Origin of the sequence: Micromonospora costi (genome assembly GCF_003626655.1) — a bacterium.
In the GTDB taxonomy this organism is placed as follows: Bacteria; Actinomycetota; Actinomycetes; order Mycobacteriales; family Micromonosporaceae; genus Micromonospora; species Micromonospora costi.
In genome coordinates this window covers 229,650-246,528 of the sequence record NZ_RBAN01000001.1, presented here as the reverse complement: position 1 = coordinate 246,528, position 16,879 = coordinate 229,650, and the positions used below count along the sequence as shown (strand labels likewise).

General features: G+C 75.2%; 15 protein-coding genes. 9 read left to right on the top strand and 6 right to left on the bottom strand.

The annotated features are described in order from the left end of the window. Positions 1-52: 52 nt before the first annotated feature. Entirely contained in the window at positions 53-1,486 is a 1,434-nt protein-coding gene (locus D7193_RS01135; RefSeq protein WP_120777519.1) for an aldehyde dehydrogenase family protein, read from the bottom strand. Between the two features lie 72 nt (positions 1,487-1,558). Between D7193_RS01135 and D7193_RS01130 the strand changes: the two genes are divergently transcribed. After that, positions 1,559-3,163, top strand: a complete 1,605-nt coding sequence (locus D7193_RS01130) for a phytoene desaturase family protein (RefSeq protein WP_120777518.1) — start codon at positions 1,559-1,561, stop codon at positions 3,161-3,163. A 462-nt stretch (positions 3,164-3,625) separates the two neighbouring features. Here the strand turns inward: D7193_RS01130 and D7193_RS01125 are convergent, their stop codons facing one another. From D7193_RS01125 to D7193_RS01115, 3 genes are all read right to left on the bottom strand, one after another. Beyond that, positions 3,626-4,393 (bottom strand): polyprenol monophosphomannose synthase, encoded by a 768-nt coding sequence (locus D7193_RS01125; RefSeq protein WP_120777517.1) that lies wholly within the window; start codon positions 4,391-4,393, stop codon positions 3,626-3,628. A gap of 165 nt (positions 4,394-4,558) precedes the next feature. Beyond that, positions 4,559-5,452 carry an SDR family oxidoreductase gene (locus tag D7193_RS01120; RefSeq protein WP_120777516.1) on the bottom strand — a complete coding sequence of 298 codons (894 nt, stop codon included), beginning with the start codon at positions 5,450-5,452 and terminating at the stop codon, positions 4,559-4,561. After that, on the bottom strand, positions 5,449-5,877 hold the full coding sequence (locus D7193_RS01115) for an SRPBCC family protein (protein WP_338324070.1): 429 nt from the start codon (positions 5,875-5,877) through the stop codon (positions 5,449-5,451). Before D7193_RS01115 ends, D7193_RS01120 begins: the two co-directional genes overlap by 4 nt. A gap of 285 nt (positions 5,878-6,162) precedes the next feature. Here D7193_RS01115 and D7193_RS01110 point away from each other — a divergent pair, with 285 nt between their 5' ends. From D7193_RS01110 to D7193_RS01075, 8 genes are read left to right on the top strand one after another with little or no spacing between them, the layout of a single operon-like run. Further along, on the top strand, positions 6,163-7,791 hold the full coding sequence (locus D7193_RS01110) for an HAD-IIIA family hydrolase (protein WP_174242527.1): 1,629 nt from the start codon (positions 6,163-6,165) through the stop codon (positions 7,789-7,791). Next, on the top strand, positions 7,788-8,765 hold the full coding sequence (locus D7193_RS01105) for a glycosyltransferase (RefSeq protein WP_120777513.1): 978 nt from the start codon (positions 7,788-7,790) through the stop codon (positions 8,763-8,765). The genes D7193_RS01110 and D7193_RS01105 overlap by 4 nt, the downstream gene beginning before the upstream one ends. Next, the gene (locus D7193_RS01100; RefSeq protein ID WP_120777512.1) at positions 8,750-9,967 is read left to right on the top strand and encodes a glycosyltransferase; all 1,218 of its coding nucleotides are present in this window, start codon (positions 8,750-8,752) and stop codon (positions 9,965-9,967) included. Before D7193_RS01105 ends, D7193_RS01100 begins: the two co-directional genes overlap by 16 nt. Then, positions 9,967-10,653 carry a D-sedoheptulose-7-phosphate isomerase gene (locus tag D7193_RS01095; RefSeq protein ID WP_120777511.1) on the top strand — a complete coding sequence of 229 codons (687 nt, stop codon included), beginning with the start codon at positions 9,967-9,969 and terminating at the stop codon, positions 10,651-10,653. The genes D7193_RS01100 and D7193_RS01095 overlap by 1 nt, the downstream gene beginning before the upstream one ends. 10 nt (positions 10,654-10,663) lie before the next feature. Next, a complete protein-coding gene (locus D7193_RS01090; protein WP_120777510.1) occupies positions 10,664-12,166 on the top strand; it encodes a PfkB family carbohydrate kinase in 1,503 nt (500 codons plus the stop codon). Further along, positions 12,163-12,864, top strand: coding sequence for an SDR family oxidoreductase (locus D7193_RS01085; protein WP_120779156.1), 702 nt, complete (start codon positions 12,163-12,165; stop codon positions 12,862-12,864). Before D7193_RS01090 ends, D7193_RS01085 begins: the two co-directional genes overlap by 4 nt. Continuing rightward, positions 12,861-13,814, top strand: a complete 954-nt coding sequence (locus D7193_RS01080) for a glycosyltransferase family 9 protein (protein ID WP_120777509.1) — start codon at positions 12,861-12,863, stop codon at positions 13,812-13,814. Before D7193_RS01085 ends, D7193_RS01080 begins: the two co-directional genes overlap by 4 nt. Then, positions 13,798-14,781, top strand: a complete 984-nt coding sequence (locus tag D7193_RS01075; RefSeq protein WP_120777508.1) for a DNA topoisomerase IB — start codon at positions 13,798-13,800, stop codon at positions 14,779-14,781. Before D7193_RS01080 ends, D7193_RS01075 begins: the two co-directional genes overlap by 17 nt. A gap of 233 nt (positions 14,782-15,014) precedes the next feature. Here D7193_RS01075 and D7193_RS01070 read toward each other — a convergent pair whose 3' ends face one another. Continuing rightward, the gene (locus D7193_RS01070) at positions 15,015-16,010 is read right to left on the bottom strand and encodes an AraC-like ligand-binding domain-containing protein (RefSeq protein WP_120777507.1); all 996 of its coding nucleotides are present in this window, start codon (positions 16,008-16,010) and stop codon (positions 15,015-15,017) included. A gap of 53 nt (positions 16,011-16,063) precedes the next feature. Continuing rightward, positions 16,064-16,825 (bottom strand): TetR/AcrR family transcriptional regulator, encoded by a 762-nt coding sequence (locus tag D7193_RS01065; RefSeq protein WP_241562772.1) that lies wholly within the window; start codon positions 16,823-16,825, stop codon positions 16,064-16,066. Positions 16,826-16,879 lie beyond the last annotated feature (54 nt).

The following is a 16,879-nucleotide window of genomic DNA, read 5'->3' as shown; positions in this document are numbered from 1 at the left end:
GCCGTACGCACCGCGAGGGTGGCCACCCGCGAGGGTGGCCACCCTCGGTGTGTCACCAGTGCCCGCCGCCCGGCGCCTCGATGTGCACGGCCTTGGTGGCGGTGAACTCGTCGAGCAGCTCCGGGCCGTACCCGAAGCCCTGACCGCTGCCGCGGCGGGGGTGGGCGGCACCACCCGGCGCGCCGCCGAACACGGCGTTGACCTTCACGGTGCCCACGGGCAGCTCCCGCCAGGCCCGGTGCGCGTGACTCATCGACCCGGTGAGCACCGTCGCGGCCAGCCCGTACGGCGAGTCGGCCGCGCAGCGCAGCGCCTCGCTGAACGAGTCGACCACCACCACGGGGGCCACCGGCCCGAACGTCTCGTCGCGCACCAGGGGCATGTCGTGCCGGCAGTCGGTGACCACGGTGGCGGGGTAGAAGGCGCCCGACCCGTCCGGCAGCGTGCCGCCGATGGCGAGCCGTGCCCCCTGCGCGACCGCCGCCGTCACCTGGCCGTGCACGTGGTCCCGGTGCCGCCGGTCGACCAGCGGTCCCAGCTCCGTGGCCGGGTCCCGCCCCGGCCCCATCCGCAGCGCGGCGGCGCGCTCGACGAGCGCGGCCACGAAGTCCTCGGCTACGTCCCGGTGCACGTAGATCCGCTCCACCGCCACACAGATCTGGCCGGCGTTGGCGAACGCGCCGAGCGCGGCCTCGCGGGCCGCCCAGACCGGGTCCACGTCGGCGTCCACGACGAGCGGGTCGCTGCCCCCGTTCTCCAGCAGCACCTTCGCGCCGGAGCGGGCGGCCGCACCGGCGATCGACCGTCCGGTCGCGGTGGAGCCCACGTGCGCCACCACGTCGACCGGCTGGGCGGCCAGGGCCGCGCCGGTCTCGGCCCCGCCGGTGATCAGCGAGAGCACCCCGGCCGGCAGTGCCTCGTCCAGCGCCTTCGCGAGCAGCCATCCGCTGGCCGGTGTCCGTTCGCTCGGCTTGTAGAGCACGACGTTGCCGGTGACCAGCGCCGCGCCGAGCAGGCCGCAGGATACCGCCACCGGGTCGTTCCACGGGGTGATCGCGGCGACGACGCCCCGCGGCTGCGGCACCATGTAGTCGATCGCGTGGTGGCCGCCGTTGAGGGTACGTCCGCCCCGCACCGGCGCGAGCTCGGCGTACTGTCGCAGCGTGCTGATGCCCGCCTCGACGCCGCCGCGCGCGTCCGCCAGCGGCTTTCCCATCTCCGCGGTGACCGCGGCGGCCAGCTCCTCGCTGATCGCCTCGACCGCGTCCGCGGCCCGGCGCAGGGCCGCCGCGCGCTCGGCCGGCGCTGTCCCCGCCCACTCGGCCTCGACCTCGCGGGCCGCCTCCACCGCCTTGCCGACCACGTCCGCCGTCGCCACGGGCGCCGAGCTGACCGGGGAGCCGTCGGCCGGGTCGTGCACGACCAGCTCGCCCTCCTCGCCGCCCGCGCCCCAGACCCCACCTATGAGCTGCGTAACCGTGTACATGCGGCAGGGGATGCCCGGGTCCCGGCGCGGCAAACGCGTTTCGCCCGTTTACGCGCGGGGTAGGCGGGTCGGATGATGTCCACCGGCGCGGAGAGCGCGGACGCGGTCGTCGTCGGCGCGGGCCACAACGGACTGGTCGCGGCCAACATGCTGGCCGACGCCGGCTGGGACGTGGTGGTGCTGGAGGCCACGGCGACGCCGGGCGGCGCCGTCCGTTCGGCCGAGGTGACGGCGCCGGGCTACCTGAGCGACCTCTACAGCTCGTTCTACCCCCTCGGCTACGCGTCCCCCGTGCTGCGCGGGCTGGACCTGGGACGCTACGGGCTGTCCTGGCGGCACGCGCCGGACGTGCTGGCCCACCTGCTGCCCGACGGCCGCGCCGCCGTCGTCAACCGGGATCCGGACGTCACGGCCGCCTCGCTGGAGGCGTTCGCGCCGGGCGACGGCGAACGCTGGCTCACGGCGTACGGCGAATGGATGCGGGTCGCCGAGCCGATGCTGGAGACCATCACCACCCCGTTCCCGCCGGTGCGCGGCGGGCTGACCCTGCTCCGCCAGCTGCGGATCTCGGGGGCGCTGCGGCTGGCGCGGCGACTCGTGGTGCCGGTGCGCAAGCTCGGCGACGAACTCTTCGACGGCGCCGGCGGGCCGGCGCTGCTGGCCGGTTGCGCCCTGCACACCGACCTGTCCCCGGAGGAGGCGGGCTCCGGTGTGTACGGATGGCTGCTCGTCATGCTCGGCCAGCAGGTCGGATGGCCGGTGCCGGACGGCGGCTCGCAGAAGATCACCAACGCGCTGGTGGACCGGTTGACCCAGCGCGGCGGGCGGATCCTCTACGGCGCCCGCGTTGAGCGGGTGCTGGTCGCGCGGGGTCGGGCGATGGGCGTACGCACGGCGGGAGGCGCACTCTGGCGGGCCCGCCGGGCCGTACTCGCCGACGTGCCGGCCCCGGCGCTCTTCCTCGACCTGGTCGGTGCCGCCGCGCTGCCCCCGCGGCTCGTGGAGGACCTCGCACACTTCCGCTGGGACGGTTCCACCCTCAAGGTGGACTGGGCGCTCTCGGCGCCGGTGCCGTGGACGAACCGGGAGGTGGCCACCGCCGGCACCGTGCACCTCCGGGCCGACCTGAACGGGTTGACGAGCTACGCTGCCGCGTTGGCGCGAGGGGAGCTGCCGGAGGACCCGTTCCTGCTGGTCGGGCAGATGACGGTGGCGGACCCGAGCCACTCGCCGCCGGGCACCGAGTCGCTGTGGTCGTACACGCACCTGCCGTTCCGCCACAGCTGGCGGGCGGAGGAGATCACGGAGCACGTGGCGCGGATGGAGCGCGTGCTGGAGGAGGCGGCGCCGGGCTTCCGCGACCTGATTGTCGGCCGGCACGTGGCCGGCCCCGCTGACCTGGAGAAGGGCGACCCGAACCTGGTCGGGGGCGCGGTGGGCGGCGGGACGTCGGCCGCGTACCAGCAGCTCTTCCTGCGTCCCATCCCCGGCCTGGGCCGGGCGGACACCCCCGTGGACCGGTTGTTCCTCGCCAGCGCGTCGGCGCACCCAGGCGGCGGCGTGCACGGCGCGCCCGGCGCGAACGCCGCCCGCGCGGCGCTGGCCCGCGACCGCGCGCTCACCGGTGGCCTGTACGCCGCCACCATCGGCACCGCGCACCGCGCCATCTACGGCTGACGGGTGCTCCGGCCGTGCGCTGACTCGGCTGCGTGCGCTGACCCCGTGCGCGGCGACGCTGCCGTGCGCGGCGACGCGGGCCGGCGGGCGCGCACGATCGGCGCAGGTCAGCCACAAGGCCACGACACCCACAGTGACCATCGCGCTGCTCCGGCGGATGCCCTTCGCCGCCTTTGCTCTGCACCCCTATAGGCACCGGTTACGTTGCGTCGCCACGCGCGAGCGCGCGGGTTTCGTGCACGAGCTGGATGTGCAGGTCAGGTGAATGGTGCCTCGGTGGGTGCAGAGCAAAGCGTGGAGGAGGGAGTCGGTGGACTCGCCGCTGCCGTTACGCAGGGTGTCAGCACTCTGCGTCACCGAGCGCGTGGCGCTCGTGCGGGCGCGCGGGCACGACGGCGCCCGCGCGCCATTGATCGACGCCGCCGCCACGGGACCGGCGGCGCCGGCCCGGGCCGCCGCGGATCAGCGCTCGATGTTGCGGTGCTTGCTGCGCAACCGGAACGGCATCAACGCGCTCTCGATCTTGGTGGCGGTCGTCATCTTCGAGGCGCCCTCACGGCGCTCCTCGAAGCGGATCGGCACCTCCAGGATCGTGTGGCCCAGCTTGGTGGCGAGGTAGTGCATCTCCACCTGGAAGCTGTAACCGTTGGACTGCACCCGCTCCAGACCGATGTCGTGCAGCGCGTCCGCCCGCCAGATCTTGAAGCCGGCCGTGAGGTCCCGGATCCGTACGCGCAGCAGCGTGTGCACGTACAGGTTCGCCCAGCCGCTGAGCGCCCGCCGGTACAGCGGCCAGTTCTCGTCCAGCTCGCCACCGGGCACGTAGCGGGAACCGATCACCACGCCCGCCTGCGTCGACAGGAGCGCCCCGAGCATGCCCGGCAGCGCCTCCGGCGGATGGGAGAGGTCGGCGTCCATCTGCGCCACGTAGTCGGCGCCCCCGTCGAGCGCCCGGCCGATCCCGTCCACGTACGCCCGCCCGAGACCCTCCTTGCCCGGCCGGTGCACCACCTCGATCCGGTCCGGGTGCTCGATGGCCAGCTTGTCGGCCACCTCGCCGGTGCCGTCGGGCGAGTTGTCGTCCGCCACGAGGATCCGCAGGCCCGGCAGCTGCAGGGCCAGGAGCCGCTCGACCAGCACCGGGAGGTTCCCCGCCTCGTTGTAGGTGGGCACCACGACGGTCAGGCGTGCGTCCCGCCACGGCGCGGGCAGCTGGACGGGTTCGATCATGTCGGACATCCTCGGTTTTGCGGACAGGATTCCTTGAGAGGGTAGCCAGTTGTGATGTCGGTAGCGTCAAGACTCCCTTGCCGGCGCCGTCCCGTGCGGGAACGGACGGCCCGTCCGGGGACCGTTGGCGACCGGGTCGAGCCGGCTGACCTCGGGTGATGCCGCTCAGCGGAGGCGCCGCGACACCCCGGCGAGGGCGAGGGCCACACCGGCCAGGGCCAGGCCGGAGAGCGCCGGCTTGTGGGTGCTCACCCAGAGCGCCGCGGACCGGTCACGGGCCCGGTCGGCGAAGACGCCGTCGGCGCCGCGGTCCCGCTCGGCGTCCCCGGGGTGGTCGAGGTTGTCCCGCCAGGTGGGGCCGCCCACGTTCAGCTCGCGGACGCCGTGGTCGGCGGCCCAGAGGACGGCCCGCGCGGCCACCTCCGGCGCGAAGATCGGCGGTACGGGCTGGGGGTGCCGGGGGAGGCGGGTGCGGACCCAGGAGAACTGGGGGGTGTTCACCGCGGGCAGCTGCACCATCGAGACCCGCACGGTCGGGCGGTCGTGCAGCAGCTCCGCCCGCAGCGAGTCGTTGAAGCCCTGGATGGCGTGCTTGGACGCGCAGTACGCCGACTGCAGCGGGATGCCCCGGTAGGCCAGCGCCGAGCCCACCTGCACGATCGTGCCCCGCCCGTGCGCCCGCATGTGGCGCAGTGCGGCGAGCGTGCCGTGCACCGTGCCCAGGTAGTTGACCTCGGTGACCCGGCGGAACTCCGGCGCGGTGATCTCCCACGCCGGGGCGAGGACCGAGACCATCGCGTTGTTGATCCAGACGTCGATCACGCCCCAGCGGTGCACCACGTCGTCGGCGGCCTGCTGCACGGCGCCGGCGTCGGCCACGTCGACCCGGTAGGTGCGGACCTCGGCGGCGCCGCGCTCGCGGCAGTCCCGTTCGGTGGCGGCCAGGCCGGCCTCGCCGCGCGCGAGCAGCGCGATCCGGGCGCCCCGGTCGGCGTACGCCCGGGCGACGGCCCGGCCCACGCCCGCGCTCGCGCCCGTCACGACCACGGCCTGCGTCATCGCTTGTCCGTCTGCCGGGTGGCGATGTCCGAGAGGCGGTTGAGCGTCTCCCGGTTGCGCAGGTGCAGCACCACGTCGTTGAGCTTGGTGCGGATCCAGCGCAGGGGCCCGGCCGCGAAGTCCTCGCCGATCCGCACGCGGGTGGCGCCGTCACCGACCGGGTCGAGCGTGAAGGTGACGATCGCCTCGCCGGCCGGCCACAGGCCCGCCCGCAGGACCAGCCGGTGCGGGGGCTCGGACAGCAGCACGGTCGAGGCGTCCTGCAACGAGAACGGCCACGGCCCGGCCCGGTGGTGCAGCTGGCTGCCGACCCGTGGCCAGGCGTCGTCCACGTCCCGTACGTGCGCGGTGCCGACCACCCAGTCGCTGTACGTCCACCCGTCGGCCAGCACGTCGAAGACCTGCTGGGGGGATGCGTCGATCACTTTCTCCACAATCGCCACTGCGTCCCCATACCCGCGCCGCGAGCGGGGCTAACAGGAGCGGTGGGTTAGCTTCTCCGGGGCGACGGGTAAGGCCAGCGCGGGCGGCCATGCGGGGCCGCGACGTGCGCGGTTGCTGCCACCGGGTCGGAGCTGACGTTTACTCCCCGGGGCGCAGGGAACCCGCCGGCTGTGCGACAGGACCAGGTGAAGCCGGATCAGTGCAGGTCAGCCGGGGTTTTTGCCGGTGCTGACCGGGCCGGGTCCGGGCCGGTCCTCTTCGATGCGGTGTTGCTGGATCGGGATGGCACGTTGGTGGAGGACGTGCCGTACAACGGTGATCCGGAGAAGGTGCGGCTGTTGCCGGGTGTGCGGGTGGGGTTGGACCGGTTGCGGGCGGCGGGGTTGCGGTTGGGTGTGGTGTCGAACCAGTCGGGTTTGGCGCGTGGGTTTTTCTCGGTGGGTCAGATGCGTGCGGTGCATGCGCGGATCGAGGCGTTGGTGGGGCCGTTCGATTCGTGGCAGGTGTGTCCGCACGATGAGGCGGATGGGTGTGGGTGTCGGAAGCCGTTGCCGGGGTTGGTGCGGGCGGCGGCGGCGGAGTTGGGCACGGTGCCGGGCCGGTGTGTGGTGGTGGGGGACATCGGTCGGGATGTCACGGCGGCGTTGGCGGCGGGTGCGGTGGGGGTGTTGGTGCCGACGCCGGTGACGCGGCCGGAGGAGGTCGCGGCGGCGCCGTGGGTGGCGGGTGACTTCTGCGAGGCGGTGGAGGAGATCCTGCGCCGCCAACACGCCGTCCAACCCGCCGTGCGACCTGCCGTCGGGCGGTCCGCCGGGCGGCGGGGTGGGACGGTGTTGGTGGTCCGCGCCGATTCGGCGGGGGATGTGCTGGTCACCGGCCCCGCGATCCGCGCTGTCGCCCACCACGCCGACCGGGTCGTGCTGCTGTGCGGGCCGCGGGGCCGGGCGGCGGCGGATCTGCTACCCGGTGTGGACGAGGTCGTGGAGCATCCGTTGCCGTGGATCGACCCGGACCCCGACCGGGTGAACCCCGCGGAGATGGCCGCGTTGACCGACCGGCTGGCCGCGATCGGTGCGGATGAGGCGGTCATCTTCACCTCGTTCCACCAGTCGCCGCTGCCGCTGGCGCTGCTGCTGCGTATGGCCGGGGTGCCACGTGTGTCGGGGATCAGTGAGGACTATCCGGGCAGTCTGCTCGACGTGCGGCACCGGGTCCCGGTCGGTGTTCCCGAACCCGAACGCGCCCTGTCCCTCGCCGCCGCCGCCGGCTACGGCCTGGCCCCCACCGACCAACCCACCCTCCGCCTGCGGGCCGGCGCCGTACCCCCGGCTCCGGCGCGGCTCGGCGCCCCGGGCTACGTCGTGCTGCACCCCGGCTCGGCGGCCTCCAGCCGGGCGATACCGCCCGAGCTGGCCGCGCGGATCGCCAGCGCGCTGGTCGACGCCGGCCACCGGGTGGTGGTCACCGGCGGCCCGGACGAGCGGGAGGTGACCGCCGCGGTGGCCGCCGCCGGTGGCGTGGACCTCGGCGGGCGTACCGGACTCGCGGAGCTGGCCGGGGTGGTCGCCGGCGCGGCCGCGATGGTGGTGGGCAACACCGGCCCGGCGCACCTCGCGGCCGCCTTCGGTGTGCCGGTGGTCAGCCTGTTCGCCCCGACAGTCCCGTTCGGACAGTGGGGTCCCTACCGCGTGCCCACCGTACGCCTCGGCGACGCCGCCGCGCCCTGCCGCGACACCCGCGCCGCCACCTGCCCCGTCCCCGGCCACCCCTGCCTGGCCGGCGTCGACCCGGCCGAGGTGGTCGAGGCGCTGCGCGTGCTCGGGGTGCCCGGCGAGCCGGTCGGGCCCGCGACCGCGGGCGTGGCGGTGCCGGCCACCGGCGGGAGCGGCCGATGAACATCCTGCTCTGGCACGTGCACGGCTCCTGGACCACCGCGTTCGTGCACGGCCGGCACCGCTACCTCGTGCCGACCACCCCCGACCGCGGCCCCTACGGCCTCGGCCGCGCCCGCACCTACCCCTGGCCCGACACCGCCACCGAAATCCACCCCGACGACCTCCCCACCACCCCCATCGACCTCGTCATCCTCCAACGCCCCGAAGAAATCGACCTCACCGAACAATGGCTACACCGCCGCCCCGGCCGCGACCTACCCGCCATCTACGTCGAACACAACACCCCCAAAGACGGCGACGTCCCCCACAGCCGCCACCCCCTCGCCGACCGCGACGACCTGCTCATCGCCCACGTGACCGGGTTCAACCAGCTCTTCTGGGACACCGGGACGACCCGGACGACGGTGGTGGACCACGGCATCGTCCCGCCCGCCGTGGAGTACACCGGCGAACTCGACCGGCTGGCCGTCGTGATCAACGAGCCGGTACGCCGGTGGCGGGTCACCGGCACGGACCTGCTGCCCCGGTTCGCCGAGATCGCGCCGCTGGACGTGTTCGGCATGAAGGTCGCGGGGCTGGCCGACCGGCTCGGGCTGCCACCCGAGCGCGTGACCAGCCACGACGACATCCCGCAGGCCACGATGCACGCCGAGCTGGCACGGCGGCGGGCGTACCTGCACCTGTGCCGGTGGACCTCGCTCGGGCTCAGCCTCATCGAGGCCATGGCGATCGGCATGCCGGTCGTCGCGCTGGCCACCACCGAGGCCGTGATGGCCGTGCCACCGGGCGCGGGCGCTCTCGCCACACGCGTCGACACGCTGCTGGACGCCACCCGCCGGTTCCTGGACGAACCGGCGCTCGCGCGACAGGCCGGCGCGGCGGCCAGGACCGCCGCGCGCGACCGGTACGGGCTCGACCGTTTCCTCGCCGACTGGGACCGGCTGCTGGAGGAGGAAGTATGCGCATCGCGATGATCTCGGAGCACGCCAGTCCGCTCGCCATCCTCGGCGGCGAGGACGCCGGCGGCCAGAACACGCATGTCGCGGAGCTCTCCGCCGCGCTCGCGGACGCCGGGCACGACGTGCGGGTCTACACCCGCCGCGACGCCGTGGACCTGCCGGTCACCGTCCGCAGCCCGGACGGGTACGACGTGGTGCACGTACCGGCCGGGCCGGCGGAGCCGGTGGCCAAGGACGCGCTGCTGCCGCACATGAAGGAGTTCAGCCGCTGGCTCGTCGACCGGTGGCGGGGCGGCGACTGGGTGCCGGAGGTGGTCCACGCGCACTTCTGGATGAGCGGCCTCGCGGCGCTCACGGCCAGCCGGCAGACCGGGGTGCCGGTGGTGCAGACCTACCACGCGCTCGGCACCGTGAAGCGGCGGCACCAGGGCGTGCAGGACACCAGCCCGGCCCGCCGGATCGCGTACGAGCGGGAGCTGGGCCGGTCGGTGGACCGGGTCGTCGCCCAGTGCCAGGACGAGGTGGGCGAACTGGTGCGGATGGGTGTGCCGCGGTCACGGATGACGGTGATCCCGTCCGGGGTCAACCTCACCACGTTCGCCCCGCTCGGGCCGGCCGCCGACCGCGAGCCCGGACGGGCCCGGATCCTCACCGTCGGCCGCCTCGTGGAACGCAAGGGCTTCCAGACCGTGATCCGCGCCATGACGCTGGTCCCGGACGCCGAGTGCGTGGTGGTCGGCGGGCCACCCGCGGGGCTGCTGGAGACCGACCCGTACGCCCGGCGGCTGCGGGCGCTCGCCGAGTCGTGCGGGGTCGCCGACCGGGTACGGCTGGTCGGGGCGGTCCCACGGGAGGAGATGGGCCGCTGGTACCGGTCGGCCGACGTGCTGGTGGCCGCCCCCTGGTACGAGCCGTTCGGGCTCACCCCGCTGGAGGCGATGGCCTGCGGCGTGCCCGTGATCGGCACGGCGGTCGGTGGGCTCAAGGACACCGTGGTGGAGGGCGTCACCGGTGATCTCGTGCCGGCCCGCGACCCGCGCGCACTGGGCACCGCGATCCAGCGGCTGCTCGACGACCGGATGCGCCGCTTCGCGTACGCCACGACCGCGCAGGAGCGGGCCCGCCTGCGCTACTCGTGGGCGGCCACCGCGGAGCGGCTGGCGGAGGTCTACGGCGAGGTGGCCGCCGTGCGCCGGCCCAGCCGGGTGGTGGCCTGATGCCCGGCTCGCTGTTCGACGCCCACCTGGCGAACCTGGCCGCGGCCCTGCTGCCGTACCGGGAGTGCGAGGGGCTGCTCGCCCGGTGGGGTGAGGCGTTGGCCCAGCGGCTGGCCGGGGGTGGGCGGTTGCTGGTGGCTGGCAACGGCGGCAGCGCCGCCGAAGCCCAACACCTCACCGCCGAACTCGTCGGCAAACTCCGCGACGACCGCCAACCCCTGTCCGCCATCGCCCTACACGCCGAAACCTCCGCCCTCACCGCCATCGCCAACGACTACGGCTACGACACCGTCTTCGCCCGCCAGGTCCGCGCCCACGGCCGACCCGGCGACATCCTCCTCCTGCTCTCCACCAGCGGCACCAGCCCCAACCTCCTCACCGCCGCCCACACCGCCCACGACACCGGCCTGCGCACCTGGGCCTTCACCGGCCCCGCCCCCAACCCCCTCGCCGACGCCTGCGACGAGGCGCTCGCGATCGCCTCGCCGGACAGTCAGGTCGTGCAGGAACTGCACCTGGTCTCCACCCACGTGCTCTGCGAGTACGTCGACCAGGCCCTGCCCGGGGCGCTGGCCGCGGCGGCCGACGTGCCCGCGCCCGAGCCGGCCCGGCCGGGCAGCGTACGCACCGGGGTGGAGGTGGTGCTCGACGGCGGTGCGGGGCAGCAGGTGCAGGCGACAGGATGAGGAGGGAAGCGTGACGGGACCCGTGGTGGTGGTCGGTGACACCCTGCTCGACCGGGACGTCGAAGGGGTGGTCAGCCGGCTCTGTCCGGACTCTCCGGTGCCGGTGCTCGACGAGACCGAGTACGTCGACCGGCCCGGTGGCGCCGGCCTGGCCGCGGTCTTCGCCGCCGCCCAGGGCGCCGAGGTGGTGCTGGTGACCGCGCTCGCCAACGACGCCGGCGGCGCCCGGCTCAGCGCGCTGCTCGCCTCGGCGGGTGTCCAGGTGTACGCGTTGCCGCTCACCGGAGCCACGCCCGAGAAGATCCGGCTGCGGGCCCGGGGCCGGGTGCTGCTGCGCCACGACCGGGGCGGCCAGCCGGGCGAGCCCGGCGAGCCGACCGAGGCCGTGCTGCGGGCGATCGGGAACGCCTCCGCCGTCCTGGTGAGCGACTACGGCCGGGGGGTGGCCCGGCATCCGGCGCTGCGGGCCGCGCTCGCCGCGACCCGGGCGCCGGTGGTCTGGGACCCGCACCCGCGCGGACCGGCCGCGGTGCCCGGCGTGCAGCTGGCCACGCCGAACGAGTCCGAGGCGCGCGAACTCGTCCCGGCGCTGCCCGGGGCGACCCGCCTCGCCACGGCGTCCCGGGGCGCACAGGGCCTGCGCCGGCGCTGGCGGGCCGCGGCGGTCGCCGTGACCCTCGGCGGCGACGGCGCCCTGCTCTGCCACACCGACTCGACGCCGCTCGTGGTGCCGCCTCCGATCACCGCCGAGGGGGACACCTGCGGCGCCGGTGACCGGTTCGCGGCCACCGCGAGCCTCGCGCTGGCCCGCGGGGCGCTGGTCTCCGAGGCGGTGCAGGAGGCGGTCGCGGAGGCGTCCGCGTTCGTGGCCGGCGGGGGAGTGGCGAGCGCCCTTCCGCCCCCGGCCCGCCCCGAGGTGGGCGCCGTGTCCGGCCCGGGCGGCGAGCGGATCGGGGTGTCCGCGGTGGCGTCCGTGCTCGCCGAGGTCCGGGCCGCCGGCGGCACGGTGGTGGCCACCGGCGGTTGCTTCGACCTGCTGCACGCCGGGCACGTGGCGACGCTCCAGGCGGCCCGCAAGCTCGGCGACTGCCTCATCGTCTGCCTCAACTCCGACGCGAGCGTGGCCGGTCTCAAGGGGCCGGAGCGGCCGGTCGTCCCGGAGGGCGACCGCAGCCGGCTGCTGGCCGCGTTGAGCTGCGTGGACGCTGTGCTGATCTTCGACGAGCCGACGCCGCAGGCCGCGCTGACCTGGCTGCGTCCGGACATCTGGGTCAAGGGCGGCGACTACGCGACCGGCGCGGGCGACACACCGGCCCTGCCGGAGGCGGAGATCCTGCGCCGCTGGGGCGGGCACACGGTGGTGGTGCCGTACCTGGACGGGCGGTCCACCACCGACATGATCGCCGCGGCCCGCGCCGGCGGTCAGGTCGGCGGTCCGTGCTGCGACGCCTCCCGGGGGCCCGAGCCCGGCTGGTCCGCCGCGCCGGCACGGGCCACGGAGGGGACCCGGTGACCGCCGCGCCGTCCGGCGCCGGCCCCACCGTGCTCGTCACGGGCGGGTCGAGCGGCCTGGGCGCGGCCGTGGTGACCGCGGTCGCCCGCTCCGGCGGCCGGCCCCTGGTGATCGACCGGCAGCGCCCCGGTGACGGGGTGCCGTGGATCGAGTGCGACCTCGCCGACACCCGCGCCGCCGAGGACGCCACCCGGCGGCTGGCCGAGCGCTCCGGCGGCCTGGACGCCGTGGTGACGGCCGCTGGGATGGACGTGCCCGGCCGGCTGGCCGACGTGCCGGCCGAGACGTGGGAGCGCATCGTGGCCGTCGACCTGCTCGCCACCGCCGCCGTGATCCGGGCCGCGCTGCCCTACCTGGAGGCGTCCCGCGGCACCATCGTGACCGTCGCGTCCACGCTGGGCGTGAAGGCCGTCAGCGACGCCACCGCGTACTGCGCCGCGAAGTTCGGGGTGGTCGGCTTCACCCGGGCCCTTGCCGCCGAACTCGCCGGCACCGTCGGCGTGACCCTGCTCGTCCCCGGCGGCATGCGCACCGCCTTCTTCGATGAGCGCGACGAGCGCTACCGTCCCGGCGCGGACGCGGTGCTCAACGACCCGGCCGACACGGCGGCCGCCGTCATGTTCGCGCTCGCCCAGCCGCCGGGGTGCGCGGTGCGGGAGATGGTGGTCTGCGCCGAGCAGGAGTCGTCGTACCCGTGATCCTCGTGCTGCGCGCGCTCGGCGTCGGCGACCTGGCCACCGCGGTGCCGGCGCTGCGCGCGCTGCGGGCCGCCCACCCCGCGGAGCCGCTCGTGCTCGCCGCGCCGGCGCCGCTGGCGCCGCTGGTCGCGCTCGTCGGTGGCGTCGACCGGCTGGTCGACACCGCCGACCCGGCTTCGGTACGCCTCCCGGGTCCCGCGCCCCGGCTCGCGGTCAACCTGCACGGGCGGGGCCCGCAGTCGCACCGGGCGCTGGCCGCCCTCGACCCCGGCCGGCTGCTCGCGTTCGCCAACCTCGAGGCGGGCTTCGCCGGCGGGCCGGAGTGGGACGAGGACGAGCACGAGGTGGACCGCTGGTGCCGGCTGCTGGCCTGGTACGGCGTCCCCGCCGACCGGCGCGACCTGGCGCTGCGCCGCCCCCCGGAGACCGGGATGCCGGCGGGGGCGACCGTGCTGCACCCCGGGTCGAAGATCACCGCGAAGCGGTGGCCGTCCGACCGGTTCGCCGCCCTGGCCCGCAAGCTCGCGGAACGGGGGCACCGTGTGGTGCTCACCGGGACGGCCGGCGAGCGGGGTCTGGCCGCCCGGGTGGCCGCCGCGGCCGGGCTGCCGCCCGAGGCCGTGCTGGCCGGCCGCACCGGCCTCGGTGAGCTGGCCGCTCTAGTGGCGGACGCCCGGGTCGTGGTGAGCGGGGACACGGGTGTGGCCCACCTCGCGACCGGCTACGGCACGCCGTCGGTGGTGCTCTTCGGCCCGGTGCCCCCGGACCGTTGGGGCCCGCCACCGGACCGCCCCCGGCACCGTGTGATCTGGGCCGGATCAAGGGATTGGCCCAGGTGGGACGGGGTAGGAAGCCACCCGTCATTGATGGCCCTCGGCGTCGAGGAGGTGTCGGCCGCCGTGCACGAGGTGGAACGGGTGGTGCGGGACTCCGGTGCGGTTGCGGCGTAGCGATCCCGGCCGGGCGGGGTACGGACGCCGCCGGCGCGGGAAGGGATGGCTCTTCCTGGACCCGAGCGGTGAGCCGGTCCGTGACCCGGACACCGTGGAGCGGCTGCGTGCCCTCGTCATCCCGCCCGCCTGGCGGGACGTGTGGATCTGTCCGTACCCGAACGGGCACATCCAGGCGACCGGGATCGACGCTGCCGGCCGCAAGCAGTACCTCTACCACCCGGCGTGGCGGGAGAAGCGCGACGAGGCGAAGTTCGACCACGTCCTGGAGGTGGCACGGCGGCTGCCGACGCTGCGCGCCCGCGTCGAGCAGGACCTGGACGGGCGCGGCCTGAACCGGGAGCGGGTGCTCGCCACGGTGGCCCGGCTGTTGGACATGGGGATGTTCCGGGTGGGCAGCGACCAGTACGCCGCCGGCGACGACCCGACGTTCGGTGTGTCGACGCTGCGCCCCGAGCACGCCCGGTCCCGGCGCGGCTGCGTGGTCTTCGAGTTCCCCGCCAAGGGCGGCATCGAGCAGGTACGCCGGATCGAGGACCCGGAGCTGTGCCGGGTGCTCACGAACCTGCGGCGGCGGCGCCGCCGCGCGGAGCGGCTGTTCGGGTACTGGGACGGCCGCGACTGGCGGGACGTGCGCGCCGACGACGTGAACGAGTACCTGCGCGACGCCAGCGGCGGCGAGATGACCGCGAAGGACTTCCGCACCTGGCACGCCACCGTCCGGGCCGCCATCGAGCTGGCCGGGGCGGGGCCGGCCCGCTCGGCCACGGCCCGCAAGCGGGCGGTGGCCGCCGTGATGCGGGAGGTCGCCGAGCTGCTGGGCAACACACCGACCGTGGCCCGTACGTCCTACGTGGACCCGCGGGTGGTCGACCTCTACCACGACGGCGTGCTCGTGACGGTGGATCCCGACGCGCCGCGTGAGAAGGCCGAGCGGGCGGTGCTGGAGCTTCTGGAGGAGGCCTGACCGGCCCCGCCACGGTCCTGGGGGGAGGCGACGGGGCCGGAGCGTCAGTCGTCGCGGCCGGGTCACCGGGCGGTCGTCCGCCGCCGCCGGCGGCGGACGCCGCGCCACGGCCCCCGTTGGCGGCCCGACCATCCCGACGGTTCAGAAGGGTCGGCCGCGTCCGAGCCAGTCTGCCGGTTCCGGGTTGACCGCCGACGCCGACCGGTTGACCTCGCGTGCCATCCCGCCCGGGATCAGCCCGGCGGCTCGCGGTGCTGCTCGGCGCGGTACGCCTGCGGACCTGCTCCGTACGCGGCACGGAAGGCCCGGCTGAAGTGCGCCTTGTCGGTGAAGCCCCACCGCCGGGCGATGAGGTGGACCGGTCGGTGGCGCAGCAGGGGATCGGCCAGGTCCCGGCGGCAGCGTTCGAGTCGGCGGCGACGGATCACGCCGGCCACCGTGTCCTCGCCCGCGAACAGCCGGTGCAGCGTCCGGAGGGAGATGTGGTGGGCGTCCGCCACGACCTGCGGGCTCAGCGCCGGGTCGCCGAGGTGCCGCTCCACGAAGTCACGGACCTGGGCGAGGAGGACCTGCCGGCGGACGTCACCCGGCAGTTCACCCTCGACGTCGAGGTGACGGGCGAGAAGGGCGGAGACCAGGCTGAGCGTGACGTCCGCCAGGTACGGCGCGTCGGCGGCACGGAACTGCTCCGGGTGCCGGGTGACGTGGTGCAGGTGCTGCGCCAGCAGCGTGCCGGGACCGTCCGATCCGGACAGCCGCGCGGCCGTGAGGCGGTCCACCTTGTCGGCGGGCAGCGGCAGCAGTGCCCGGGGGATGACGGCGGTCACCGAGGCCGCCGGGACGTGCCGGTCGTCGTCGCCGGCGTGCTCCAGGTCGTGGGGGCGGCCCCAGTCCACCAGCGTGAAGTCACCCACCGGGATCGCCGTGTCCCGCCGGCTCGCGCTGATCGCGCAGGTGCCGCTCGTCGCCAGCGCGACCTGGTACACCTCCGGGTCGGCCTGCCGGATCAGGCGGGGCGTGCGCCGGCCGACGAGCGACTGGTAGCGGAACCGGCTGAGCCCGATGCCGTTGACGTCGATCAGCCGGGCGTGGCCGCGGAAGTCGCCCATGTGGTCGCTGGTGAAGGCGACGGGGGCGGAGAACCGGTCGGCCATGTCCAGCCAGAGCGGGAAGCGGTCGGCCGGGGGCACCGCGCCGGTGTCCACCGTCTCGACCCGTAACCCCGCCATCCCCTGATCCTGCCTCACCGTCCGCGATTCCGGACAGCGGCGGAGGCCGGCCCTCAGCCGGCGCGGCCGTGCACCAGCGCCTCGACGCCGTCGAGGATCCGGTCGAGGCCGAAGGCGAACTCGTCGTCCGGGTCGTCGTCCTGGTCGATCGCGCCGGAGGCGAGGACCGCGTGCAGCGCCGGGAAACGGACCGGGTCGGCGAGCCGGGCCAACCGGCGGGCGTACTCCGGCATGATCTCGTCGGGACGCCGGCCCGACGACTCGCTCGCCTCCTGGATCTGGACGCTGAGCAGCACCTCGTTGCGCACGTAGCCGGTGACGAGGAGCATCACCGACATCTTCTCGCCGGCGGTCAGCCCGGTGTCGTCCATGCAGCGCAGGCCGTCCTCCATCCAGGAGAGCTGGCAGGGGGTGAGCGGCGGGCCGCTGATCGGGACCCGCACGACCCAGGGGTGCCGGTGCAGGGCGGCGCGTTCGGCCCAGGCCCACCGCCGTAGCGCGGCCCGCCAGTCCGGGCCCTGCCCACTGGCCCGGGGCGACTCGCCGTACGCCGCGTCGACCATGAGGGTGAGCAGCTCGTCCTTCGCGCCGACGTACCGGTAGAGGGCCATGGTCGCGGCGCCGAGTTCCTTGGCGACCCGGCTCATCGAGACGGCGGCCAGGCCCTCGGCGTCCGCGACCGCCACACCGGCGGCCACGATCCCGGCCAGGGTGAGCCCGGGCCGGGGGCCCTTCGACGCGCGCTCGCGCAGCCCCCAGGCGGCCTCGATGGCCGGTGGCAGCGCCGGGGCGGTCTCGTCTGTTGTCGGCTCCACGATTCCTCCTTGCCCGCACATCCTAGTTCTGCGTATGGTCTACGCAAATACGCG